The organism is Microbulbifer sp. ABF4_148, from assembly GCF_056158985.1.
The window spans coordinates 1,086,070-1,109,122 of sequence record NZ_JBSWUI010000001.1 but is presented as its reverse complement, the minus strand read 5'-3'; the positions used below and the strand labels follow the sequence as shown (position 1 = coordinate 1,109,122).

General features: G+C 56.4%; 22 protein-coding genes. 10 read left to right on the top strand and 12 right to left on the bottom strand.

Going from position 1 to position 23,053, the window contains the following annotated elements:
- Genes ACXAD0_RS04860 through ACXAD0_RS04850 form a run of 3 tightly spaced genes read left to right on the top strand, consistent with a single transcriptional unit; the run spans window position 1 to window position 3,096 of the window.
- Entirely contained in the window at window positions 1–1,332 is a 1,332-nt protein-coding gene (locus tag ACXAD0_RS04860; RefSeq protein WP_475087230.1) for a hypothetical protein, read from the top strand.
- Window positions 1,322–2,020 (top strand): OmpA/MotB family protein, encoded by a 699-nt coding sequence (locus ACXAD0_RS04855; protein WP_475087229.1) that lies wholly within the window; start codon window positions 1,322–1,324, stop codon window positions 2,018–2,020. The genes ACXAD0_RS04860 and ACXAD0_RS04855 overlap by 11 nt, the downstream gene beginning before the upstream one ends.
- Entirely contained in the window at window positions 2,020–3,096 is a 1,077-nt protein-coding gene (locus ACXAD0_RS04850; protein WP_475087228.1) for a hypothetical protein, read from the top strand. Before ACXAD0_RS04855 ends, ACXAD0_RS04850 begins: the two co-directional genes overlap by 1 nt.
- 188 nt (window positions 3,097–3,284) lie before the next feature.
- Here ACXAD0_RS04850 and ACXAD0_RS04845 read toward each other — a convergent pair whose 3' ends face one another.
- Window positions 3,285–3,719, bottom strand: a complete 435-nt coding sequence (locus ACXAD0_RS04845) for a hypothetical protein (protein ID WP_475087227.1) — start codon at window positions 3,717–3,719, stop codon at window positions 3,285–3,287.
- Between the two features lie 278 nt (window positions 3,720–3,997).
- Here ACXAD0_RS04845 and ACXAD0_RS04840 point away from each other — a divergent pair, with 278 nt between their 5' ends.
- Window positions 3,998–4,441, top strand: a complete 444-nt coding sequence (locus ACXAD0_RS04840) for an HD domain-containing protein (protein WP_475087226.1) — start codon at window positions 3,998–4,000, stop codon at window positions 4,439–4,441.
- Between the two features lie 13 nt (window positions 4,442–4,454).
- Complete coding sequence (locus ACXAD0_RS04835; protein WP_475087225.1) at window positions 4,455–5,096, top strand: nucleotidyltransferase domain-containing protein; 642 nt, start codon at window positions 4,455–4,457, stop codon at window positions 5,094–5,096.
- 263 nt (window positions 5,097–5,359) lie between these two features.
- Here the strand turns inward: ACXAD0_RS04835 and ACXAD0_RS04830 are convergent, their stop codons facing one another.
- Window positions 5,360–8,128: a cytochrome c peroxidase gene (locus tag ACXAD0_RS04830; RefSeq protein ID WP_475087224.1), complete on the bottom strand. Its 2,769-nt coding sequence runs from the start codon at window positions 8,126–8,128 to the stop codon at window positions 5,360–5,362.
- Window positions 8,129–9,217: 1,089 nt separating this feature from the next.
- Between ACXAD0_RS04830 and ACXAD0_RS04825 the strand changes: the two genes are divergently transcribed.
- The 4 genes from ACXAD0_RS04825 to ACXAD0_RS04810 all read left to right on the top strand — a co-directional run bounded on the left by ACXAD0_RS04825 (window position 9,218) and on the right by ACXAD0_RS04810 (window position 12,539).
- The gene (locus ACXAD0_RS04825; RefSeq protein ID WP_475087223.1) at window positions 9,218–10,171 is read left to right on the top strand and encodes a hypothetical protein; all 954 of its coding nucleotides are present in this window, start codon (window positions 9,218–9,220) and stop codon (window positions 10,169–10,171) included.
- 274 nt (window positions 10,172–10,445) lie between these two features.
- Complete coding sequence (locus ACXAD0_RS04820; RefSeq protein WP_475087222.1) at window positions 10,446–11,357, top strand: alpha/beta hydrolase; 912 nt, start codon at window positions 10,446–10,448, stop codon at window positions 11,355–11,357.
- Window positions 11,358–11,426: 69 nt separating this feature from the next.
- Window positions 11,427–11,981, top strand: coding sequence for a GNAT family N-acetyltransferase (locus ACXAD0_RS04815; protein WP_475087221.1), 555 nt, complete (start codon window positions 11,427–11,429; stop codon window positions 11,979–11,981).
- A gap of 60 nt (window positions 11,982–12,041) precedes the next feature.
- Window positions 12,042–12,539 (top strand): GNAT family N-acetyltransferase, encoded by a 498-nt coding sequence (locus ACXAD0_RS04810; protein WP_475087220.1) that lies wholly within the window; start codon window positions 12,042–12,044, stop codon window positions 12,537–12,539.
- Window positions 12,540–12,573: 34 nt separating this feature from the next.
- Here ACXAD0_RS04810 and ACXAD0_RS04805 read toward each other — a convergent pair whose 3' ends face one another.
- Together ACXAD0_RS04805 and ACXAD0_RS04800 are read right to left on the bottom strand one after the other, a co-directional pair.
- Window positions 12,574–13,302 carry a CPBP family intramembrane glutamic endopeptidase gene (locus ACXAD0_RS04805; RefSeq protein WP_475087219.1) on the bottom strand — a complete coding sequence of 243 codons (729 nt, stop codon included), beginning with the start codon at window positions 13,300–13,302 and terminating at the stop codon, window positions 12,574–12,576.
- A gap of 13 nt (window positions 13,303–13,315) precedes the next feature.
- Entirely contained in the window at window positions 13,316–13,915 is a 600-nt protein-coding gene (locus ACXAD0_RS04800; RefSeq protein ID WP_475087218.1) for a TetR/AcrR family transcriptional regulator, read from the bottom strand.
- Window positions 13,916–14,255: 340 nt separating this feature from the next.
- Here ACXAD0_RS04800 and ACXAD0_RS04795 point away from each other — a divergent pair, with 340 nt between their 5' ends.
- On the top strand, window positions 14,256–16,793 hold the full coding sequence (locus tag ACXAD0_RS04795) for a choice-of-anchor D domain-containing protein (RefSeq protein WP_475087217.1): 2,538 nt from the start codon (window positions 14,256–14,258) through the stop codon (window positions 16,791–16,793).
- A gap of 68 nt (window positions 16,794–16,861) precedes the next feature.
- Here the strand turns inward: ACXAD0_RS04795 and ACXAD0_RS04790 are convergent, their stop codons facing one another.
- From ACXAD0_RS04790 to ACXAD0_RS04755, 8 genes are all read right to left on the bottom strand, one after another.
- Window positions 16,862–17,623 (bottom strand): TerC family protein, encoded by a 762-nt coding sequence (locus ACXAD0_RS04790; protein WP_475087216.1) that lies wholly within the window; start codon window positions 17,621–17,623, stop codon window positions 16,862–16,864.
- Window positions 17,624–17,662: 39 nt separating this feature from the next.
- Entirely contained in the window at window positions 17,663–18,049 is a 387-nt protein-coding gene (locus ACXAD0_RS04785; RefSeq protein WP_475087215.1) for a SpoIIAA family protein, read from the bottom strand.
- Between the two features lie 158 nt (window positions 18,050–18,207).
- On the bottom strand, window positions 18,208–18,393 hold the full coding sequence (locus ACXAD0_RS04780) for a hypothetical protein (protein ID WP_475087214.1): 186 nt from the start codon (window positions 18,391–18,393) through the stop codon (window positions 18,208–18,210).
- A gap of 128 nt (window positions 18,394–18,521) precedes the next feature.
- Window positions 18,522–19,238: an SIMPL domain-containing protein gene (locus ACXAD0_RS04775; protein ID WP_475087213.1), complete on the bottom strand. Its 717-nt coding sequence runs from the start codon at window positions 19,236–19,238 to the stop codon at window positions 18,522–18,524.
- 102 nt (window positions 19,239–19,340) lie between these two features.
- Window positions 19,341–19,664 carry a putative signal transducing protein gene (locus ACXAD0_RS04770; protein WP_475087212.1) on the bottom strand — a complete coding sequence of 108 codons (324 nt, stop codon included), beginning with the start codon at window positions 19,662–19,664 and terminating at the stop codon, window positions 19,341–19,343.
- Between the two features lie 189 nt (window positions 19,665–19,853).
- A complete protein-coding gene (locus ACXAD0_RS04765; RefSeq protein WP_475087211.1) occupies window positions 19,854–21,362 on the bottom strand; it encodes an aldehyde dehydrogenase in 1,509 nt (502 codons plus the stop codon).
- A 182-nt stretch (window positions 21,363–21,544) separates the two neighbouring features.
- Complete coding sequence (locus ACXAD0_RS04760; RefSeq protein ID WP_475087210.1) at window positions 21,545–22,081, bottom strand: asparaginase; 537 nt, start codon at window positions 22,079–22,081, stop codon at window positions 21,545–21,547.
- 209 nt (window positions 22,082–22,290) lie between these two features.
- Window positions 22,291–22,953: a fumarylacetoacetate hydrolase family protein gene (locus ACXAD0_RS04755; protein WP_475087209.1), complete on the bottom strand. Its 663-nt coding sequence runs from the start codon at window positions 22,951–22,953 to the stop codon at window positions 22,291–22,293.
- Between the last annotated feature and the right edge of the window lie 100 nt (window positions 22,954–23,053).

Below are 23,053 nucleotides of genomic sequence, written 5' to 3'. Positions count from 1 at the left end.
ATGTCAGACATCCTTTACCTGTTCTTCTCACGACTGACGCCGGGTCAGGCTACTGAATTTTTTATCATTCTGATGCTTTGCCTGGCAGGAGCCAGCCTTGTGTGCCGCGTGGTCGGCAGAGGTCGCGGCTTTGTCGAGCAAACACCTGGTTTACTCACTTCTCTCGGGATCCTCGGTACGTTTGTCGGCATTATTATCGGCCTGTTCGATTTCTCCCTCGAGGATATCGATCGAAGTATCGCCATTTTGATGGGCGGCCTGAAAACCGCTTTTTTGACCAGCGTGGTGGGCCTGTCGCTGTCGTTGCTGGTGCGGGTTGTGACCCGCCTCATCCCCAGCGCTGGAGACCCGAAGCCGACGACTACCACCATTGACGATTTGAACCAGTCGATGGTGCGCCTGGGCGAGCGAATGGAGGCCGCGCTGGATCGTCTCGCCAGCGAGACCTCCACTGCACTGGTCAGGGAACTGTCCCGGGTTGTGGAGTCCTTCAACCAGAAGCTGCAAGTCCAGTTTGGTGAAAACCTGAATCGCTTTGCCAGCCAGCTGGGAGAACTCGCGCCGATGCTCGAGCAATCTTCCGCTCAGTATCGCGAACAGGCAGACCGGGTAGTGGACTGGGTGGCCCAGTGTGAGGCACAGCTGGGGATGCTGCAGGCTGAACAGGCAAACCTGCTGGCCCTGCACGACCGCATCGGTTTACTGCCATCGCTTTGCGAGGGGATCGCCCAACTTTCTGAAATGCAGAAAGCGCAGATCACCGAGGCGGCCCAATTACTGGACGCCCAACACAAAACTGCCGAGGCCATTGGCCAGCTGCTGCCTGCCCAGCAGCAAACGCTCGCCGACCTGGGGGCGCAGCTTGGCGCCACGCAGAAAGCGATCGACAATAACCTGGCAGCCACCCACAAGGTATTCAGCACCCAGGTCGATGCGATCGAGCAACGCTTTGCAGCCCTGGAGCAGCTGACCCAGCGACTCAGCCTGCTGGATCCCGCGCGCCTACAGGCGATGCTGGAGGAAGGCGCCGGCACACATCGTCAGGCGATGCAGGAGCTGGCACAGTCGATGGCGACCACCCATCGCGAGATGCAGCAGGCACTGGCCGAAACCATCCGTCAGGATATTGCCAACACCGCTCAATCCCTGCGTCAGCATTACGGTGCACTGGATGGCAAGGTCCGTGAGGAAATGGACCTGGCACTCTCGGGGATGGGCGAGGCACTGGCCAGTATCAGCGGCCAGTTTACCCGTGACTACCATCAGCTGATCGCACAAATGCAACGTATCCTGGCGGTGCCACTGCCAGAGGAAAATCGTCATGCAAGCTGACGCCGCACTCGGCAGCAACAGCGAGGATAGCGAGTGGCTGAGCCTCTCGGACCTGATGGCCGGGCTGATGATGGTGTTTCTGTGCATCGCTGTGGTCATGATGCGCTCGGTAATGGAAGAGCGCGAAAAAATCCGTGCACTGGCCATCGCCTACCGGGACAACCAGCTGGCGATCTATGAATCCCTGCTTGCAGAGTTTCGCGACGACCTGCCACGCTGGGGCGCTACTATCGACAAAGAGCATTTGGTCATTGCCTTCAATGATGCGGGTATGTTCGATACGGGTGCCACCGACATGAATGCGCAGGCGACCGACATGATGCGCGCGTTCTTCCCCCGCTATCTGAAGGCCATCGAGCCCTATCAGTACACCATCAGCGCCATTCACATTGAGGGCCATACCAGCTCCGAGTGGGGCGACGGCCAGGATCGCAACCGCAGCTACTTCAACAATTTGTCGCTGTCGCAACAGCGCGCCCGCGCGGTACTGGAGTTTGTACACACGCTGATTCCGGAGTCTGACGCCGCGCGAATGCGCGCGCAGGTGGCCGCTGTCGGCTACTCTTCCGCGCGCCCGGTGCGGACCGCCAATGGTAGCGAGGACGCAGAAAAGTCCCGGCGGGTCGCCTTCCGTGTGATCACCAACTCTGAAGCCCATATTAACCAGATACTCGAGGAGGCCCTCTAGTGGCCATGTGGAAAAAAGCCCTCGCCAGCCTGCGCGGCAGCACCAGTGAAATGCACCCGCAGGATGATCAGACAGTCGTCACAGCGATAGCAAACGAGACGCCAGAAGCGGCTCAAGCGGACACAACACCCCGGGCTTCCCTGGCGATTGAGTTGACGCAAGGTGTGCAGGTGACGATCGGGGATCTCGAGGAGCGGGGCCCGGGCTGGGTCTACCGTGGCCATCCGGTGATGTTGTTTGGTGCCGAAGTGCCAGAGGTTGCCGACGAAAGCGCACGGGAAGATTTCTGGCTGCGCGCCCATTTATTCTCCTGCTGCACTGCGCTCGACTCCGCCGACAGAACCGTATGGGCCGGGAACGATTTACAGCAGATTCGCACCGCGTTTCCCGGTAAGGACATCCGCCCCTGTCAATCATGCCTGACTACCGCCAACGTCGACGGCTACCGTCGAGCCAGCGCGCACGAGCGCCGCACCATCGAAGACCGCTTTGAGTTTACCGCCCATGTGCGCAGCTTCAGTCATGCCTACTTCGGCGAGCCAGCCACGCTCTGGCGCCCCGGCGATGAACCCACGGCTGTCCATGACCTGACCGCTGACACCGGTGAAGCCATGGCCTGCCCCAAGTGTGGCTTCCAGTCAGAAGACCAACCGTTCCAACTCTCTCCTGCTGCCGGAGAGCAGTGTGATATTCCGCCGGGTACCTGCCTGTCCTGTGCGCAGCAAAGCATCACCGGCTGCCTGTCAGTGGATAACTTCACTGAAATGGCCGGATCAGAGGCGCGCTTCCATTTTTTCCGGGAACGCTACGGCGAACGCCTGGAGCCGTCCTGGCAACTGACGGAAACACTATTACCGAACAGCTGGCGCCCGCTGGTGCAGGGGATTCAGGACCTGCTGGATCCACCACACTTGTTCCACGCCTTCAGCGAGGGGATGCCGCGCGCGGTAATGGCCTGGCCCGATATGCAGCGGGCCATCTTCGAAGACAACACCCCACTGGAAAACATCCCGACGGGCTGGACCTGCTGGACACGCGCGGAGATTTTGCGGGAGTTCGGCCTCAAGTCATTCTGAGCGGGTGCGCTATCCACAGCCAATGTGAACAGCAGGTTACCAACAGATTACATGGAAAGGGTTGTGTATAACGTTGGGATATCCGGCGGCGAACGGCACAGGTGGCCAGCTTGAGCGGGCGGGGCAAAAAATGTGCAGTGCCATTCGACGCAGTCAGCCGACCGTTTGATCGAAACCGCCAGCCAGAATCAAGGGCTCACAAAGTAGACGAGCCGTAATGTTGGCAACGACTCATCCAGGGACAAACGAAAACGCTCCCGGGTAAGCCTGGCGCGTGAGTCCCGATACGCCAACTCCAGCAGCTGGCCGTCCAACTGGCCGCACGTTTGGCCAACCCCAAACGCCTCGCCGCGCTTCAGACGATCCAGCGAGAGAATGCGCTGTGGCTGCGCGCCACCGTCCGCACCGACAATGCTGATGCCAACAATCCGCTCAGCATCCTCCAGTGACCGCAGGACAATTTCGGCCTCGCTGCCTTTTGATTGCCACGGGATAACAGGGGGCATAGGGACCACTGGAAACAACATCATCGATACCATCCTGCCATGACAGCGGAACGCAACGGACTGATCGTAAGCCCCTCCTGTCACGTCCAGCGTCTGATCACGTACCAGGCTGGTCAATGCACATCCCTGCAGCAATAGGATCGTGAAGGCCAATAAGAGCAGGCCTGCCCTTTTGGCCAATTTCCTGATCGTCCAGAGCTTCCGGACCATTGTGCGCCAGTCATCCCTGTCACGCTCGAACTCTTCCATGTTGCACCTCGGCACCCAGATCATCCACCCGCACGCGCTATAAGCATAGGAGAGCTTGCCGACATTTCATGGTGGGCATAGACTTTAGATTCCGGCATACAAGCGATGCTCTAATTCCCGGACAGCCAGCATCGACTGGATTCCTATTGCAAGACTACCTTCTCTCCCTGCTTTACGACCTCGACGGTGTGCAGCAGAACCCCAAATACCATCCGGAGGGCGATGCCCTTTTTCACTCTTTACAGGCCTTTGAACTGGCCCACCAACAATCTCCCGATCCACGACTGTGGGCTGCCGCCCTGATGCATGACGTGGGCAAGGCGGTGGAGAGCCGTGGCCACGAAACCATTGGGGCGGAGATGCTCCAGGGTGTGGTGTGCGAGGAAATTCTCTGGCTGGTCCGCCATCACCTGGACCTGATGACGGCACCACGCCGCACCCGACAGCGCTACGGCAACCAACCTCGGTTCATCCAGCTGCAGCAGCTGCGTCGCTTTGATGTACTCGGGCGCGACCCACTGGCCCGCGTCATGGAACCGGAGCAGGCCCTGCACATCCTCAAGCCCTATCAACACCTGATCGCGGCCTGAAACCGCCAGACCAATGAACAAGGAACAACGATTTCGCCACCTCATCATGCAGGAGGCCGCCCGACTCATGGTGCATGAGGGCGTGAAGCAGTACTTCGATGCCAAGCGTATTGCCGCCCGCCGTATTATTGGCAAGCAATACAAATACAACCCCAAGTACCTCCCGTCCAATGGGGAGATCTCTGACGCCGTGCATGCCCTCGGGCAACTGCCGGATCCGCAAAGCCACCAGCAGCGCCTGTTTCGCATGCGCCTGCTGGCACTGGACGTGATGGAAAACTTGCAGCCATTCTCACCGCGGCTGATCGGCTCCGTGAGCACCGGCAGGATTCGTGAGGGTAGCGACATTGACCTGCATGTCTTTACCGACGATATCGAGGTACTCGAGCAACACCTGCAGGCTCTCGACTGGATCTTTAGCCGGGATACCGTGTGCATCCGCGCGGGCAGCAAGCTGATTGAATACCAGCACATCCACCTGGACTTTGAGTACCCCGTGGAACTGTCGGTCTATCCCGAGCGGGAGATCCGCGTCAGGGGCCGGTCGAGTACCGACGGCAAACCCATCCTGCGTTTGAACGCCGGCAAAGTCCGACAGTTGATCATGGAAGAGCACTGGGAAGCCTACCTGCGCCGGAATGGCGAGCTCGACTAAGGGTGACGTCCCTTTATCCGCCTGTGAATAAAGCTGCACTCGGTGCACCAGGGGATTTACTAACAGAAAAAATGGAAAGAGCTGTGCATAACTTCGGGATAGTCATGGTGGTGTCATACGCCGCGCCGCCTGCAGCAAACTGCGTAGAAACTGGTCGGGCTACTATTTCGGCAAATAACACCCGCTCCGTGTGAGTTTCCACGGCGCAACAAAAAAGGCCCGCTGCACTGCAGCGGGCCCGGGTCTGCAAAGGTGCAGAGAAGTTAAGGAGCTAACGGAACGTCAACCTTCGATCTGCCATTGGGCTTGGCCACGCTGGGCATATCACAAGGCGCCGTCAGGTCGTTGGCCAGACCGGTCACCCCTTCCAGAATTTCCTGGAAGGTAATGATGCGCTTGTCGCTGCCACTGGCACCTACGGCCGGGATATCCACCAGCTTGGTCTTACCGTTGCTGGCGTGCCCGTTCGGCACACAGATCTGCGGATGGTCAAACTTACCCTGCTGGTAGGCAGCGCCCCAGTCGGTCAGTCCGGTTTCCATCATTTCGATCATGGCCGCCTCACGGTCTGCACCCACATCGACGATACGCAGGTCCGCATCGAGGTTATGCAGGTTCAGGTTAGCGAAGCCAAAGCGCTTATCCGCGTCCGCATCGAAGTCTACAACGGTCTTGTAGAACTCCAGCACCTGACGCAGGTTCATCTTGGCACCGTTATGCATGAAAGGACCGGTAAATTTGGTCATTCGCACAGAAGGCGTCTTGAAGAAACCATTGCGCAAGGCCAGCTCATCCAGGTCGACTTCGTCGTCGCAGATAAAGCCCGGTTCCGCCTGCAGCTCCGGATCACACGCCAGGCTCATCCAGAACGGTTTCGCGGTGAGATCATCCGGAGCGGTCGGCAGTTGCAGTCCACCGATCGTAACACCCGCACCAATCTCATCAGCAATCGCCTGAACGGCAGCCTTGCTGTCCGCATTATCGAACGGTGCCGGCAGGTCATTGGGCAGAATCGCGATCAACTGCGCCAACTGCGCCTTGGACAGCGGAATCAGAGCACCACTGGATGTGGTAATCGTCGCACCGAGACTCAGATCCTCAGGCGTCGGTCGCACGGCGATATTGTAGAAGCCAGCATCATAAACACCCTGATTTTCGAAAGTGTTCATCCGCTCGAGAATCGCCGGGGGCTCTTCGCCGGGCTCTGCATCTTCACCGCCAAAGCCCAGTGTGGCACTGACCGTAGCACCGGTAAACTCCGCTGAGGAGTGGCAAGCTGCGCAGCGCGTCGCACCTGCCTGGAAACGGCCCATCCCTTCATCGATATTCTCGATGGTGGCTGCGGCCGCCTCACAAACCCGGGAGGTATACGGAGGTGTACACCCACCGATTGGCTCACCTGCGGCAAGGGTTCCACTCTCGGGCTGATTAGGCGCATAGGGCGCTTCGTCACCAGTTTCCGCATAAGGATGGATGAACTCTGCAAACTTCATCGCACAGGCATGCTTTGCATCGTGCTCATCCTGCTCTTTGTTGCCGATCTTCGCCATCTCGGAGCAGTCTTCAAACGATACAGAATCGTCATCCGGCTGCAGTCCGGTCCAGTCCATCACCGTCACAAAGCGACCATTCACAATCTGGAAGCTCTGTTGCGGGGCACCGGCGGGTGGACGTCCCTTACCCACATCAAGGCGCACCAGCACACGACCATTGCTGTGTTCCATGATGGTTTCCGGGCCGTCGTTGCCATTCGGGTCGGAATCCAACATATCGCCAGCCAGCAGGTCGACAATGGTATTGCCTGTAGTCAGGGTCGCCTCATAGGCCTGTACCGCAAAGCCCCAGAAGAGATTAAAGTTCACTTCCATCAGAGTACGGTTAGGTGAATCAAAGTCATCACACTGATTCAGCGGAATCTTGGTGGTGAAATCCGGGGCCTGCAGGCAAATGTCGTTGCCGTTGCCATCACCCCAGAATTTCTCGACGAAGATGTCTTTGATGAGCTCGCCATACATCACGTCAGCGCCGCGCTTCTGGGTTTCTCCACCACCACAATTGACGTAGTCACCCAACAGTGAATCTTCACAGCTGATGTACTGGCCGTATAATGGCTGAGTATTCAGCAGCTTATGACCCAACTGATGGTTCGGCCCACCACCGCCCCCGCGGTGGATAAATTCCATCTCGAAATCGCTACCAATGGGACCCACTGCCTGCGAAGCAAGTGAAGACATGGGCCACAAACGGCGAACCTTCTCGACGTAGTCCCCTCCGGTATACACCAATATTTTTGCATCCGGATCGCGGAAGCCAAGGTTATTCACACCGTTGAAGAACAGGTCGGCGCGGCCATCCCAGAAGTTACGCTGATTAAAAATCGCGTTGTAGGTTGTCGGTGCATTGCGCGGTTCGACACGACGTACGGTGTTTTCCAAGCCTGCCGCCAGATTCGGGAATCCGTCGAAGGTGTCACCCAGATCACTGTCATCGAAGCCGTCGTCATCGATCAGCAGCGTACCGGCCTCGGAGACTTCAAACTCCACCAGCCCACCGAACAATGTCCCGCGCACACCTTGTGACGAGACCACGTCATTCACATCCTCGCTGGCATCTGGTAAGGAACCCAGCGGAACCGGATTACCGGGAGTACCATCCGACTGGTCAGGGGTACCCCCCGCGGCAATTACCGCTTGCTCGCTGACAGGTAGGCCGCGATTGGATCCTGCCCCACCGAAGTCACTGACGCTCAGCGTCGCATTCGGCCCCAGTAGCTGGTGCTTGGTATCCGGTCCGGTCGCCCGTCGCAGACCTGGGCTCATGCTATTGACCTTGCGAATATCAGCACCGGAATTGAAATGACAGGTCGCACAAGACTGGATGCCGTCACTGCCTACCTGCATGTCAAAGAAGAATAGTTTTCCCAGTGCCTGCAGTGCTTTGATATTGCCGGGCTCAGTAACTTGCTCCCATTCTGCCGGGTTAAACCCAGGCCCAGTACCGTCGAGCAGACCGAGCTCATTCACATCGGGCACTGTAATTTTACTGAGCGATGGCGGGGTAGCCGCGAGGGCTGGACCTGCGGCTATCGATAGGGATAACCCCCAAGCACCACCTCTTTGCATAAAAGTTCGAATACTCCGTCGCAACAGGCTCGGGCGTCGTTTGAAAGCGTCTGGAGGAGACGCTTCTAGCGAATCCACCGCTCTCTCTGATTTACCTTTACAGCTCGGCATAGCCAGCTCCCTCTAACTTCTCAACATCAAGTTACTCAAACCGCCGCGCCACGCTCTTCTTTCAAATGGAAAAATTCCCATGTAGAGAATTTTTCCTTTCCCGAAAAGGAAAAGAAAATTTGGGCCGACTAATAAAAACATAGGAGCTGACTAACAAAACACAACAACCCAGAATTAATCTCTTCTGAAAATGGGAATTTCGTGAGAAAACACTGAAAAAAATTGAGAAATATCTCTTACATAAAAACAGCGACGTTATTCAGCCTATCAAGAGAACACTTGAAAAATTATTTCTGAATACAGCAAAGAAAACTCAGATAGAAAAATGGAAACTCGTAATTTTCTCTCTAAAATTTTCGTCGCTATGATTTCGAAAAATTGAAAACTGGAAAAAACTCTCATAGCGTTTTCCAAAAACTTGCCAAACAAAATATTTCGGTAATAACTCAAATATTATTGCGCCAAAATTTTGCGAACCAATTCAGCCTTTTATCGCCAAGGACCTCTTTTAACCGTCCCCGAGGCAGAAAAATCCTGTATTTAAAATTTTTGGGCGCCATCGCGATATTCACGACTCTCTCGTGCACCGCTGCTAACACTTCCTTCCTATGGCGGAGGTTCGATATCGAACCAATAATGAGACGCATCTGATCGATTTATGCTCACCATGAATGTTTTACGATCAGATTTTGGCGGAAGTGGCAGGTATTGCATCGCTGATGGCATAGAGTGTTCCCTCTCCGATGGCTCCTATCCTGCTACTCCACGCCAACGCAGCGTGCCTGCTGGCGCTGAATCTTGTTTTTGACAGGGATAAGTCGTACTGCAAATACCGGATTCCTCCGCCTGGCATGTTGTTATGTAATTGCAGTTCTCGTGCTCTATTGCGTGCGCACATCAAAATGCCTTGCAGATTTCATTCTGAATTCGCAGGCCCAAACGTCGGAAGTAAAGGAGTTATTTCATGAAGACGTTTTCTTCGATCACAGTCGCTACTCTGGTTGCCTTCAGTGGCGCTGCCTTCGCAGCCAACAACACCGCGGTGCAAAGCAGGTTGGTGTTGCCAACCATGCGACTGCAGACCAGTCTGACCCCCTGACGGATGGCAATAACATCCTTCAGCTCCAGATTGGCGTTGGCAACAAGGCAACCGCCGTGCAAGAAGGCGCGCTCTACGGCAGCACGATCCATCAGGTCCAGCTGGGCTTCGGCAACAAAACCGATTCCACCCAAAACGGTGGCTATGGCAATACCGCAACGACTTATCAAGTGGGCCTGGGTAACAAGGCGTACACCTTCCAGATGGATACCATCAGCAACCATGCCAAAGTCGAACAGTACGGTATTGGCAACTACGGTGGCGTGACCCAAACCTGGGGTGAATATAACTACGGTAAGGTCGTACAGGACGGCAAGGCGAACAAAGGCCATGTTTTCCAGGGCTTTAGTGTTGGCTCGTACAGCTTGATCGATCAGGATGGTTTCTCTAACCGCGCATGGTCCGATCAGTACGGTATCGGTCTGGAATCCGAGATTTATCAGGACGGTGTCTACAACAAGGCATGGGTCACCCAGGCAGGCTGGTTCAACGACTCGCTGGTGATGCAAGACGGCGTTGGCAACAGGGCCACGGTTGGCCAGTATGGTGTTGGCCTGAGCCAGGTCACCTTCCAGTACGGTATCGGCAACAAAGCGGATACCCTGCAGGATGGTTTTGGCCACAACTCCTACACCATGCAGATTGGTATCCAGAACAAGCACACCACCATGCAGACTGGCTACTATGAGACTGCAATTGCGACTCAGGTCGGCATCGGCAACGTCGGCTTTATCTTCCAGTAAGTCCATTGGAAGTCGCGCTGGCTAGCCATTAGCCAGACCGCCAAAAGGGACGGGCCTAACGGTTCGTCCCTTTTTTTGACCGAAATAGCGGCGCTGGCCGAGAGTCCTTCTGCCATTTTTCGCGTCCTATCTACCCTTCACCAGCGACTTTCGGGTCAGCCCGGGAAATTTCCCGTTGAGCGCAGTGCGCAACTCACCCCCTCGGCAGGGGGATCCCCACCAGAATTGCCGTACGATAGGATTCCAGTAAGACACACCAGCTCTGGATATGACCATGCTTTCGAGAACGTTCGTGCTTTTAATGTCGCTGCTACTCGCGCCCCTCACCCAGGCAATGCAGGTCTCTGCCGGTAAACTGGTGACCTTGCCCGACCTCGGTTCAAAATATATCAAGCCACGCCCGGTGCATGTCTGGCTACCAGATGGATACCCCGATGGCGGCCCCTATGAAGTCCTGTATATGCATGATGGGCAAATGCTGTTTGACGATAAGACGACCTGGAACGGCCAGGAATGGGGTGTCGACGAGGTTGCAGCCAAACTGATCGGCGATGGCGATGCGCGGCCCTTTATCGTGGTGGCGATTGAGAATATCAGCGAGATCCGCCATGCCGAGTATTTCCCGCAGAAAGCCCGCGCGATGATGCCCGCCGATGCACGAGCCCAGGCGCACCCTTTCAACGACGCCAAACTCACAGCCGATAACTACCTCAAATTTATCGTCGAAGAGCTGAAACCCTATGTCGATGCAAACTTTACGGTTCACGATGGCCGCGAACACACGCACATCGCGGGCTCCAGTATGGGCGGCCTGATCTCCCTGTACGCGGTACTCGAGCATCCGAAGGTATTCGGATCCACTGCGGCAATCTCTACCCATTGGCCCGGGATCAAGCCCGGAGATGCCCTACCGGTTGCCGAGAGCATCCGTGCCTATCTGCGGGCGAACCTGCCCAAGCCCGGGACACATCGTTTCTACTTCGACCATGGTGATAAGACCCTGGACGCGCATTATCCCGCCCACCAGAAAAAGGTCGATGCGATTATGCGGGAAAAGGGCTATACCGATGCCGACTGGGCAACCCGTGCGTTTGAGGGTCACGCCCATGACGAGACGTCCTGGCAATCCCGCCTGGCGATCCCGCTTCTGTTCCTGTTCGCAGCAGACGCCAGCGCCCACCACTAACGGGACTTGTCGCGCGCCCCATTTGTGATATGTTCTGGGCTCCAGGTACCCACACCCCAGAACATATCCATGTCTTTTGACTATACGCCTGATCTCAGCGATGGTGTCGTGCGCCTTGAGCGACTGGCACCGGAAGATTTCCACGATCTGTATGCCGTTGCTGCCGACCCGCTCCTCTGGGCCGACCACCCCTGCAAAAACCGCTATGAGCATGCAGAGTTCGAGCACTGGTTTTCTGCTGCACTGGCGACTCCCGGTGTCATCAAATTTATTGAAGTGGCCTCCGGCCGGGTTATCGGCTCATCACGCTATTATGATTTTTCCCGTGACGCTGGAGAGGTGGCGATCGGATACACCTTCCTCGCCCGGGATCTGTGGGGTGGTGAATTCAATGCGCGGATCAAGCGATTGATGCTTGCACACGCTTTTCAGAGCGTCGGGCGAGTCTGGTTCCATATCGCCATGACCAATACCCGCTCGCGCAAAGCCATCGCAAAAATTGGTGCCGAGCTGGTGCATACAGAAGAGAAGTCCCTCGCAGGCCAGAGTGAACTGTATGGCTGCTTTGCGCTGCACCGGGACCAGTGGGCCTCCCTTCAGGCAGAATCCTCCATTGCCACCTGAGCAGGGGATAAGCGCAATACCATATTATTAAAACCGTCAGCCACATTGGGAGAGACCCCGTTGTCCACACCAGAGCCCGTCACTACCTACTATCTCGAATTGACCGCGGCGGACGCGATTCATGCAAAGCCCCAACCGGCCGGGCTAGAGGTCATTGAGGCAGAGGAAAAGGAGTTCCGCTTTAATCGCTACCTGTACCAGCTCGTCGGCGAGCAATGGCAGTGGGCCGATAAGCTAACGCTGCCCGACAGCGAATGGCAAGCCTACGCAGAAGCCGACACCCTGCGCACCTGGGCGGCGTATTACCGCGGCAGTATTGCCGGCTATTACGAGCTCGAACAACAGGCCGACGGTAATGTACAGATTGCCTACTTTGGTCTGGCACCCAAATTTATTGGAAAGGGCTTTGGTGGCTACCTGCTTTCCCATGCTCTGCAATCTGCCTTTTCCTGGGGCCAGACCCGGCGGGTATGGGTTCACACCTGCACTCTGGATCATCCCGGCGCACTGACAAACTATCAGAGCCGGGGCATGAAAATTTACCACAGTGAGACGTAGCGTCCTTTAAGCGACCCCGGATAAAAACCACTCCTTATGCAAGTGCACTGGAGCCGCCTGTCGGACTCTTTCCGCTACTTTTCATCAACCGATAACTGACCAGCCCGGCATACATATCGACCCAAACATGGAATAGTATCGGTAACAGCAGGCTATCTGTCAGGAGATAGACAAGCGTCAACAGAGCACCGACTATGCTGGTCCGCAAAATACCCAGGACACCCTGATACCAGTGCATAAGGCCGAAAGCAGCGATCGATAAACATATGCCCGCTGCAAAACCCAGCCACTGCGAAAAGAGGTTCATCAGATAACCGCGAAACAGAATTTCCTCTGTTACTCCCGCAGTCATAGACACACCGACACAAAACCATCGTGTCTCTCTCTGTGTTCGCGGCAGCAACCAGCCCAACTCCTGCATATGAACAGCTAACTTTTCCCGGTATTCGGAATCCGCAGACACTCTCCGAAGGTCGAAACAGCAATAGCCGATATAAGCGAGCAAAAGAACCAAAAATGCCGCATTGGGCCAGTCAACTTTCAAACTCAATCCTATATCGGGCACAGACAACATTCCGCCATAGTAGAGCGCAAGCGCCAGGACAGCGGGACACCATAGAGTGAGCATCGTGAACTGGTAATTGGCAACCTTCTTGGCAGGATTTTTCTTAAGGAGCTCCCTTTCCCGGGCGCCGAATACAGCCTCATAGACAGGCAATACGACTAACAAAAAAGCCAACAGGCTCATTTCCAAAAAATGCATAAACCCCTCGAAATCATGTAAGTGCGCAATGGATTAACCGGCGTTGCTCTTCAATAAACTGCTCTTCGTCACAATCCAAAACTGTTGCCTCATACAGATAGAAGCCCTGCATCGACAGGCAGAGGTTGAAGATACAAATCGCACTGCGACGCCGCAGCGCATTGCTACCCTCTGACTCACGCTCTCCCATCAGCCAACTGGCCAGCTTTTCCTGCAAGATCAGTGAGAAATCCTGTTGATAAGCTTTCCTGTCTTTCTCAGACAAATAGTCAAAGATATTTCTCACAAGCTGTTTATGCTCTCGGTAAGACAATCTTAGCAAGTTGATCAACTGTTCTATCCGACTTGCCAGATCAAATTCTACTGATGAAAACGCTCTCATAAACTCATTCAGACCCTGCGCTTCCTGCTCCTTAAGCAACTCCAGAATTGCGGGCAGGAGCGCCATCTTGCTGGAGAATCGCTTGTAAAAAGCACCAACCGAGCAGTTGGCGGAGATGACAATATCCTCCACGCTAATCTGCTCAAACGGCTCATTGGATAACAGTTCAATGGCCGATTGCAGTATGCGTTCGGAAGTTGCCCGGCTTCTCGCCTGTTTAGTTGCCCGCATGCCTCACTGTCCTCCGCGACTTCTGCACGAATTCTCCTTGCTGAAAAAGAGAATCGCAATCTACATTTGTCGATGATTCATTCCATTCTGGCACCACTCCCTCAAACGTTCTGGCACTATTTAGACGCCATTTTCCACCTACCATTGAATCTGGACCAATGCCGGCGCACTGGCTGGTGCTATACCGATTTCTCGCTTCGGCGCAAGGTTTATGGGCTAGATCGTTTTCGCGATCCCTTTTGGCGGCTTCGTTACCGGTGATCCCCACCAGACCGGCAAAGCTTGATCGCAGGCTTCGTTATAAAAAATCACGCGAAAATAACTCCAGGATACCACCCTCATGAACAGGCCCTACCACGCAACGCGCTATCGCTTGCCCGTCTTACTCACTTTGGGAGCCGGGCTGTTGCTGAGCTCCCAGCTGCACGCCGCGACCATTTTCTCCGACGACTTTTCCGATGGAGATGTCAGTGACTGGAGCAATAGTGGAAACGTCACCGCGTATAACAACGAATCTATCCGGCTACGTGCCACATCAACGGCATCCAAGGCCGTCTCGACTGCGGGCTATTCTGCGGTAAGTGCCAGTTTCGTGATGTCCGCGAGCTCACTGGAGAACGGCGAAAACTGTTTCGCAGAGATTTCTACCGATGGGGGTAGCAGTTGGTCAACAACGCTGACCATTTCCAACGGGCAGGACAACGGCACAAACTTCAGCGCAAGTGGATCACCTGCGGGTATCGACAACAATCCGCAGGTGCAGGTGCGCTTTCGTAGTAACGGCGGCACCACCGGAGACTATTGCTATGGCAAATCCGTAACCGTCAGTGGCACCGCCGGCGCCCAGACCGAGCCGGATATCGACGCACCAGCGTCGCTTTCCTTCAGTAACCTGACAACCGGGGCAAGTAATACGCTCAATGCGGTAATCAGTAATACCGGTAGCGCGGACCTGCAAATCAGCAGTGTCAGCAGCCCCAGCGCACCGTTTAGCCTGTTGGCTAATACCTGCAGTACGGTGAGTGCCGGGAATAGCTGTCAGCTCACCATTGAGTTTTCGCCCACTGTCGATGGTAACTTTAGTTCGTCCGTGACCGTGACCTCCAACGACCCGGATACGCCCAGCACACAGATCAATTTAACCGGCTCAGCCAGTACCAGTGGCGGTGGTGGCACCGTGACAAACTTCGATCCGCTCAGCGGTAGCGGCAATGTCTCCCGCACTGCGCTGACTGCCAATACGCTGCAAAACGGCAGTGATCCTGGCAGTCTGGTGAATTACACCCACTATGCGTTACCTGCCCAAGCGGCGATGCCGACGAATAATTTCGAGGGCAGCCTGGAACTGTTCGGGGAGGCCAGCGGTGGTGCCTTTGATGAGCAGAAGGATACCTTCCGCTACACAGGCAGTCGTGACACCACGCGCAAGCACCTGCCGGAATTCGATTTCGAACTGGTGCAGACCGGCAGTCATATTTTTCCGGTCCAGCGCGGCTCCATCACCAGCAACCATCCCGAATGGGAGTATGTACTGTCACCCGGACGTGTTTGGGACGAAAATGGAGATAATGGCTACAGCCGTGTAGCCCTGCCATTTGCCCTGCAGCAGAAGAACGCCAACTGTATCCACAACGGCGTCATGACCTTCCTGTTCAAGGATGACGGCTCGGTGTCGGACGTGGCCTACCAGATTGCCGGCGAGACTTGCCTGTATTTCCAGGTGGATATGTGGGGACAACTGGATGCCAGCTATACGCCAGACAGCGTAACCAATTCCGCTGGCCTGACCGCGGACTATCAGGCCGAGGTCAGTGGCCGTATGCCGGTCAAACCGCTGGCAGACCTGGCGACTGATTACCCCGGTACGGATCCACAGAAGTTTGCAGCGCCGTCTGGCAAGGACCCGGCGGCCCTGTCTCTGGTGGGCTTCGTCATCGATGGAACGCACTATACCGGTGGCTGCGCCACACGCCAGGGAACTTATCCGTTCTGTGAAGTGTTGGCGGTACCCTCTTATTCGGCTGCCAAGTCTGTTTTTGCTGGCAGTGCGCTGATGCGCCTGGAACAGAAATACAGCGGTAGCTTCAACCAGATAATCAGCAACTATGTGCCGGACTGTAATGCCAACGGCAACTGGGATGATGTCAGCTTCAACAACGTGCTGGACATGGGCACCGGTAACTACAAGCTCACCGGCTACATGAGCGATGAAGGGGCAAGTCATACCAATGATCTGTTCCTGCCCGAAGACCATGCGTCAAAAATCAGCTATAGCTGCACTGAGTATCCACGCAAAGCTACTCCTGGCACCAACTGGGTCTACCACACGTCGGATACCTATATCCTTGGTCGGGCGATGAACAATTATGTGAAGGGAATCGAAGGCAGCAATACCGACATCTTCACTGACATCGTTCTCGGTGAAGTGCTCGCACCACTCGGCGTCAGCCCCACGGCTGCCTTCACCCGCCGCACTTACGACTCAGCGCAACAACCGTTTGCAGGCTGGGGCCTGATGTGGCTGCGCGATGATGTCGCCAAGATTGGCAGCTTCTTTGCCAATGCCGGTGCCGGCAATAGCCAGTCTGTACTCGACAGCGCCGAGCTGGATGCGGCACTTCAACGCGACACAGGTGATCGAGGCCTCGACCCACTGGCAGACTATAAATACAATAATGGCTTCTGGGCCCATGAAATCAGCAGTAACTTAAGCGGCTGCAGCAATGACGTATGGCTGCCATTCATGTCAGGTTATGGTGGCATCTCGGTATTGATCTTGCCTAATAATAGTGTGTACTACTACTTTGCTGACGACGACGCCTATACCTGGATGGACGCAGCGGTAGAGTCGCATAGCATTCGCAGCCTCTGCCAGTAGTTCAACAACATCACATCCATAAAAAAGGCGATCCTTGTGGATCGCCTTTTTATTTTCAGCGCCAACCGTCAGCTGGCCCGCTTGGTATCGTCCACCAGGGCCTTGTGCAAATGCACTGGTTCGGCCTTTTTCGTGCGCAAGCGCAAGTTGAGCATTTCCACTGCCATTGAGAATGCCATCGCAAAGTAAATATAGCCTTTGGGCACATGTACCTCGAAGCCTTCGAGTATCAGGGTAAAGCCCACCATAATCAGAAACGACAACGCCAGCATTTTTACGGTAGGGTGGCGATCAACAAAATCCCCGATGGGCTTGGCTGCGATCAACATAACGATCACCGCCAGAATGATGGCAATGGCCATAATGGAAATCTGGTCAACCAGGCCTACAGCGGTAATCACCGAGTCAAGAGAAAACACAATATCGAGTATCGCGATCTGCACCAGTACCATCCCAAAGCTGGCTGCCACAACATTGCTGCCGCTCTCTTCTGGCCCCTCCAAACTGTTGTGAATTTCATGGGTCGCTTTCGCCAACAGGAACAGGCCGCCGCCAACCAGTATCACATCTCTGCCCGAAATTTCCTGCCCGAACAGAGTGAACCAGGGCTCGACCAGTCCCATGATCCAGACAATGGAAAACAACAGGACCAGCCGGGAAATCATGGCGAGCGCCAAGCCGATAAAACGCGCCGGTTCGCGCTGGTGTGCAGGCAAACGACCGACGAGGATGGAGATGAAGATAATATTATCGATACCGAGCACAATCTCGAGTGCCGCCAGTGTCGCCAGCGCCACCCAGGCTTCGGGGCTCGCAATCCATTCGAACATGCGAAGAGTCCTTGTTGATTATTTTTTCGTGCCGGTATTCTACGGCGCCTGTCCCAGCCAAACCATGGCAGCATCCTCTTCCTCGAAGAAATGGGCTTCGCCACCAATAAACCAGCTGCCCGCCTTTGCGGCAAACTCCTGCCATCGACGGTTACCCACAATGGCAATCCGTCGAAACTGGCGTCCGTGCTTTACGCCGAGCTTGAAGTCATCCCACGCAGCCCGCGGTTCCCAGCCCTCCATGTGCCTGGCGTCAAAAAACACATCTATCTGCGGATGATCGACGCCGGCAATGGCAGATTCCAGCATCGGCACCAGGATCTCGTAATCCTCATGTCGTAACTTGCCACTCGCGCGCAGGGTCAAAAAGAAATCACCGTCGATACGCTCCAACCCGATTGCCAGGCCGTGCCGTTGACTGCTCATTGGGGTCTCCTGAAAGCAACAGGGAAAAAGCCGCGACCAGTCAATGCATCTTTTGGTCGCGGGCCAGAGACGATCTGGCTACAAGCTATCAGGGAGTATAAAAGGGAGAGAGGACTTTGAAGGGGAACGGGCGACCTATATTCGCATCCGCTCCCAACTCACCTGAGAATTTCGACTATTTCGCGGGAGTGGTGCATCAGACGCACCAGCTCACCTTCGATGCTAATGGTCACCAGGCCATGCTTGTCCACTGGCTTGACGATCACGCCGTGGCGGTAGATATCTGCCTCGAGAATAGCGCCGGGCTGTAGCTTCTTTTGCCACCCCGGGGGGCAGTTCTCCACCGCGTGCCATCTTTTTCTGCAGGCCCGGAGGTACATCATCCTTGGGCTTGGCGGACACTGTGGCGGTGCCAATCGCGAGGGCCACCGCCGTGGCGACGACGAGTGATTGCTTGATCATGCTGCGATCCTTAATCAGACAGGTAGTACTCGATCGTGGAAACCACGCGCACCTTTTTGACATGGGGATTGTTCTTGTCCCGATCGCGGATACTGAACTGCCCCTGCGAAGCACGCTTGATCTTGCCCAACACACTATCGGAGTCCTCGGCGAATTTCTGTGCGACCTGTCGCGCCTGTAATGTCGCCTGTTCCACCATTTCCGGTTTGATAGCGTTGAGACCGGTAAACAGGTATTCCGTCTGTCCCTGATAATTGCCGGCACTAAAGGCGATTCCCTCCCGCCCCAGTTGCGCGAGTCCAGACATTGCCTGTCTGACGGTATCCACCGCCTCGGAATACACGGTTACTGTCTGCAACGCGGTATAACGGAATTCCGCCCGCTGGTTGCCACCATATTGCTGTGCCAACTTGTCGGTGACAGCGGGTGGCGACACGGTGATTGCCGTATCAGGGATCCCCTGATCGCCAAGAAACTTTTCGATCCGCGCACTGCGGGAGGCAATATCGCGGTACAATTGCGGCAGGTCATTGCCGGCAACGGTAAACTGGATCGGCCAGATAACGACGTCGGCAACCACTTCACGTTCTGCCAGGCCTTTGGCGGTGACCGTGCGATCATATGCCTTGAACCGATCCACCGCGCCGAGCAAACTCAGGCCGACAACGGCCAGTCCCACGGCGATCCAGAGTGGCAAGCCAAATAGTCGCAGCACTGCGTCGCGCATCGCTGATCTCCAAGGGGTGACTGACGGAATGAAGTGACTCTAGCAAATCAGGCTGAATCTTTGCTGAACCACCGCCGAAGTGAGCCCTCGCCGGCCCCAAAGCTAGGCCGCGGGCGGAATATTCCCCGGACGGGGAGTGCCGCAGTGCCAGCAAAAATCGAAGGCCTGTCCATTGGCTTCGCCGCACTGGGGGCACGGCCAGTCCACACCCGCGAGCTCCTCCTCGAGCAGACGCTCCGCCCTGTCAAAATCGCTCGCCTTCTCCACCCAAAGTTCGAGCCAGGCCTGGTGAGGGGCAATCTCACCGGTGGCGCCCTGGGCAAATTCATTGCGCAACCGCACGGGGATACCCGCCAGCTCCAGGCGGCTTTTCGCCAGCTCAACCAGCAGGCGATTTTCATGGGTGAACACCAGTTTGCCTTGCATCTGCATCGCCAGGTCATTCGCTGAGGGTTTCCCAGCCTCTCACTCTCGGGGAAAAGTTTCAAACTGGCTTTCGCCCTGCGTCAATGCCCCACACGTAACTGCCACCTTCGCATTCCTGCGTTCCAACTGCCGACAGCCATAAAAAAAGGCCGCACAAGCGGCCTTTCCAGAATCGACGAGCTGATCACATCAGGAAATGTCGATCCAGGTGGATTTCAGTTCGCAGTACTTGTCGAGGGCGTGCAGTGACTTGTCGCGGCCATTGCCGGACTGCTTGAAGCCGCCAAAGGGCACGGTGATGTCACCCCCAAAGTAATTGTTCACCCACACGGAGCCGGAACGGATATCGCGGGCCACGCGGTGGGCGCGGCCCAGGTTATTGGTCCAGATACCCGCGGCCAGGCCGTAGATGGAGTCGTTGCCAATCCGCACCGCTTCCTCTTCGCCTTCAAATTCAATCACCACCAGCACCGGGCCGAAAATCTCTTCCTGGGCAACGGTCATCTCTGTGGTTACGCCACGGAGAATCGTCGGCTCATAGTAGAGGCCGCCATCTGCCACCTGTGCCGGCTTGCCACCACACACCAATTGCGCACCTTCCTCCAGCCCCTTGGCCACGTAGTGCTCGACCGTGTCGAACTGGCCGCGATCAATCAACGCGCCCATCACCGTATTCGGGTCCTGCGGATGGCCGGGCATAAAGCGCTCGCTGGCTTTTTTGACCTTGGCAATAAACTCGTCGGCGATGGATTTTTCCACGAGCAGACGTGAACCTGCCGTGCAGGTCTCCCCCTGGTTGTAGAAGATGGCCAGGGCCGCTGCTTCTGCCGCCTTATTCAGGTCCGCATCGGCAAACACGATATTCGGGCTCTTGCCGCCCAGCTCCAGGAATGTCCGCTTCAGGTTGGACTGGCCGGAGTACTCGGTCAGGGTTTTGCCCACTTCGGTGGAACCGGTAAAAGTCAGGCAATCGATATCCATATGCAGGCCCAGCGACTTGCCCAGACTGCTGCCCGGCCCCGGCAATACATTGAGAACGCCATCGGGCAGGCCCGCGGCTTTTGCCAGCCCCGCCAGTTTGATCGCGGTCAGCGGTGTATTGGAGGCGGGTTTCAGGATCACACTGTTGCCGGTAGCCAGTGCCGGGCCCAGTTTCCAGGCGGTGGTCGACAGCGGGAAGTTCCACGGCACGATGGCCGCCACCACCCCGAGGGGCATACGGGTCACCAGACCGAGTTCGGACGGACCGGTAGGGGCAACCTCGTCGTAGACCTTGTCGGTGGCCTCACCATTCCAGCGAATGGTGGTCACTGCGCTGGGGACATCCACATTCATGGTGTCGCTGATCGGCTTGCCCGCATCGAGGCTCTCCAGCAGGGCAATTTCCACACGATGCGCTTCGATCAGCTCGGCAAAGCGCACCAGGATTTTCTTGCGCTCCATTGGTGGCATATCGGACCACACACCGGACTCAAAGGTCTCGCGCGCGATCTTGACCGCCAGCTCCGCATCTTCCGGTCCACAGCTGGCGATCTGCGCCAGTTCGCGGCCATCCGCAGGGCTATAGGTGGCGCGCGTAGCGCCGGAGAGGGCATCGACATACTCACCGTTAATAAAGGCGCGACCCTCGATCTCGAGGCTGTCTGCAAGCTCCAGCCATTCTTGTTGTGTTTGTGGGATCTTGTTCGTGTCCGACATGGCACACCTCAATAAAGTTGAATCATTATTCGGTTTATACCGAAAATGTGATCACAAATCAAAGGGCCATCGCCCGCAATGTTGCCAATGGTAGTACCGGCTCCGGATTTTGGCGCAGAGTCACCATTCCAGCGGGACCAGGTCATGTGCGCAGGCGCCGGTGTAAGTACCCGCTCACGCGCTCAATCCAGCCGGGCGACCGCCTCGAAAGTCCCGGTCTCCCGGTTTTTCTGCGCGCCCGGGATCGGGAAGACCCGGTTGTGGAACGCGATGTAGAACCCCGGTGACATCACACGCGCGGCCAGGAGCGCCTCGGTCACATTCTGCCGGGCATCCGAATCAATAAACCCCATGGGTTTCATCGCGCCGGTAAACACCACCGCCACCGGCGGCGTACCGAGTTTTTCGAAACAGAAGTCAGCGGTCACTGACATGGTATCGGTGCCGTGCAGGATCACGATGGGGTCGCCACTGGCGGCAGTGCGCTCGATCGCTTCGGCAATCAGGGCGCGGTCGCTGTCGTCCATTTCCAGCGAGTCCTTATTCAGCACACTCTCCAGCTCCAGGTGGGTATAGGGCAGGCGCAGACTGGAGATCAGCCCCTCGCGAATAATGGAGGCGCGGTTCTTGAGGGTGCCTTCCTCCTCACAGTAGCTCTTTTCGATGGTGCCACCGGTGGTAAGGATGCGGACGGTAGTGACGGGGTTGAGATCGGTCATCACGGTTCCCTGTTGGTGCTGAATGCTTGCCGGACAGGCAGGGCCTTATGGGCACTGCCGGAGTTATTGTGTGGGCCGGTAGGCCTGTCGGCGGCATCATAGTGCGGGCGGCGCACGCGGACAATGTTAGTCTGCGCCCCGTCTGCACGCCTCGCGCCCCTCACGTCCCTCGCGCCAGACCATGCAGAGCGGCGATGCCCCTTGCAGGGTTACTGCACTTCGGTCTCCACCCGCAGCCAGTCCTCTTCCAGTTGCAGCGCCAGCCGGTCACCGCTGTGCAGGGGACCGACACCGGCGGGGGTACCGGTCAGCACGACATCCCCCGGCAGCAGGCTGAAATAACCACTGATATAGGCCACCAGGTCCAGGATCGGCGTGATCATGTGCTTGGTCTTGCCGCGCTGGCGCAACGCATCATTCAGCCACAGCGAGTAACTGAGGTTGTCCCAGTCCGGCAACCAGTCGAGCTGTAAAAAGGGTGACAGGGGACAGGCACCATCAAAACCCTTGGCTTTTTCCCAGGGGTGCCCCGCCGCTTTCAATTCGGCCTGCAGGTCACGCAACGTCAGGTCCAGCGCCAGGCCCAAGCCGGCGATCGCCGCCGGTACCTCTGCGACATTGGCATCACACAGGGGCTGCCCGATCAGCAGGGCCAACTCTCCCTCGAAGTGACACGCGCCGCGGCCAACGGGCAGGTGCACAGGCTCGGCCAGATCCACCGCCGCGGTGGCGGGCTTGATAAACAGCAGTGGCTCTCGCGGCACCGGATTATCCAGTTCGGCGGCATGTTCCGCGTAGTTACGCCCCACACAGACAATTTTGCCCTGGGGTAGGTCGCATGTGCTGCCGCAGGTAAATCGATGTTGATACATTTTGGCTCTAGTAGGATGAATATTGCGTATAAAGCTTTTCAGGCCGCATGTGTTATGATCGCGCCCTCGCCGGATCCCGGTCTTCCCAATTGTATCCCGT

Excerpts from the sequence above, each read along its gene's own strand:
- ACXAD0_RS04815 (WP_475087221.1), top strand. The coding sequence starts at position 11,427 with ATGTCTTTTGACTATACGCCTGATCTCAGCGATGGTGTCGTGCGCCTT.
- ACXAD0_RS04855 (WP_475087229.1), top strand. The coding sequence starts at position 1,322 with ATGCAAGCTGACGCCGCACTCGGCAGCAACAGCGAGGATAGCGAGTGG.
- ACXAD0_RS04775 (WP_475087213.1), bottom strand. The coding sequence starts at position 19,238 with ATGCGCGACGCAGTGCTGCGACTATTTGGCTTGCCACTCTGGATCGCC.
- ACXAD0_RS04800 (WP_475087218.1), bottom strand. The coding sequence starts at position 13,915 with ATGCGGGCAACTAAACAGGCGAGAAGCCGGGCAACTTCCGAACGCATA.
- ACXAD0_RS04860 (WP_475087230.1), top strand. The coding sequence starts at position 1 with ATGTCAGACATCCTTTACCTGTTCTTCTCACGACTGACGCCGGGTCAG.
- ACXAD0_RS04770 (WP_475087212.1), bottom strand. The coding sequence starts at position 19,664 with ATGCAAGGCAAACTGGTGTTCACCCATGAAAATCGCCTGCTGGTTGAG.
- ACXAD0_RS04785 (WP_475087215.1), bottom strand. The coding sequence starts at position 18,049 with ATGAGCAGTCAACGGCACGGCCTGGCAATCGGGTTGGAGCGTATCGAC.
- ACXAD0_RS04790 (WP_475087216.1), bottom strand. The coding sequence starts at position 17,623 with ATGTTCGAATGGATTGCGAGCCCCGAAGCCTGGGTGGCGCTGGCGACA.
- ACXAD0_RS04835 (WP_475087225.1), top strand. The coding sequence starts at position 4,455 with ATGAACAAGGAACAACGATTTCGCCACCTCATCATGCAGGAGGCCGCC.
- ACXAD0_RS04795 (WP_475087217.1), top strand. The coding sequence starts at position 14,256 with ATGAACAGGCCCTACCACGCAACGCGCTATCGCTTGCCCGTCTTACTC.
- ACXAD0_RS04805 (WP_475087219.1), bottom strand. The coding sequence starts at position 13,302 with ATGCATTTTTTGGAAATGAGCCTGTTGGCTTTTTTGTTAGTCGTATTG.
- ACXAD0_RS04820 (WP_475087222.1), top strand. The coding sequence starts at position 10,446 with ATGCTTTCGAGAACGTTCGTGCTTTTAATGTCGCTGCTACTCGCGCCC.
- ACXAD0_RS04760 (WP_475087210.1), bottom strand. The coding sequence starts at position 22,081 with ATGACCGATCTCAACCCCGTCACTACCGTCCGCATCCTTACCACCGGT.
- ACXAD0_RS04765 (WP_475087211.1), bottom strand. The coding sequence starts at position 21,362 with ATGTCGGACACGAACAAGATCCCACAAACACAACAAGAATGGCTGGAG.
- ACXAD0_RS04755 (WP_475087209.1), bottom strand. The coding sequence starts at position 22,953 with ATGTATCAACATCGATTTACCTGCGGCAGCACATGCGACCTACCCCAG.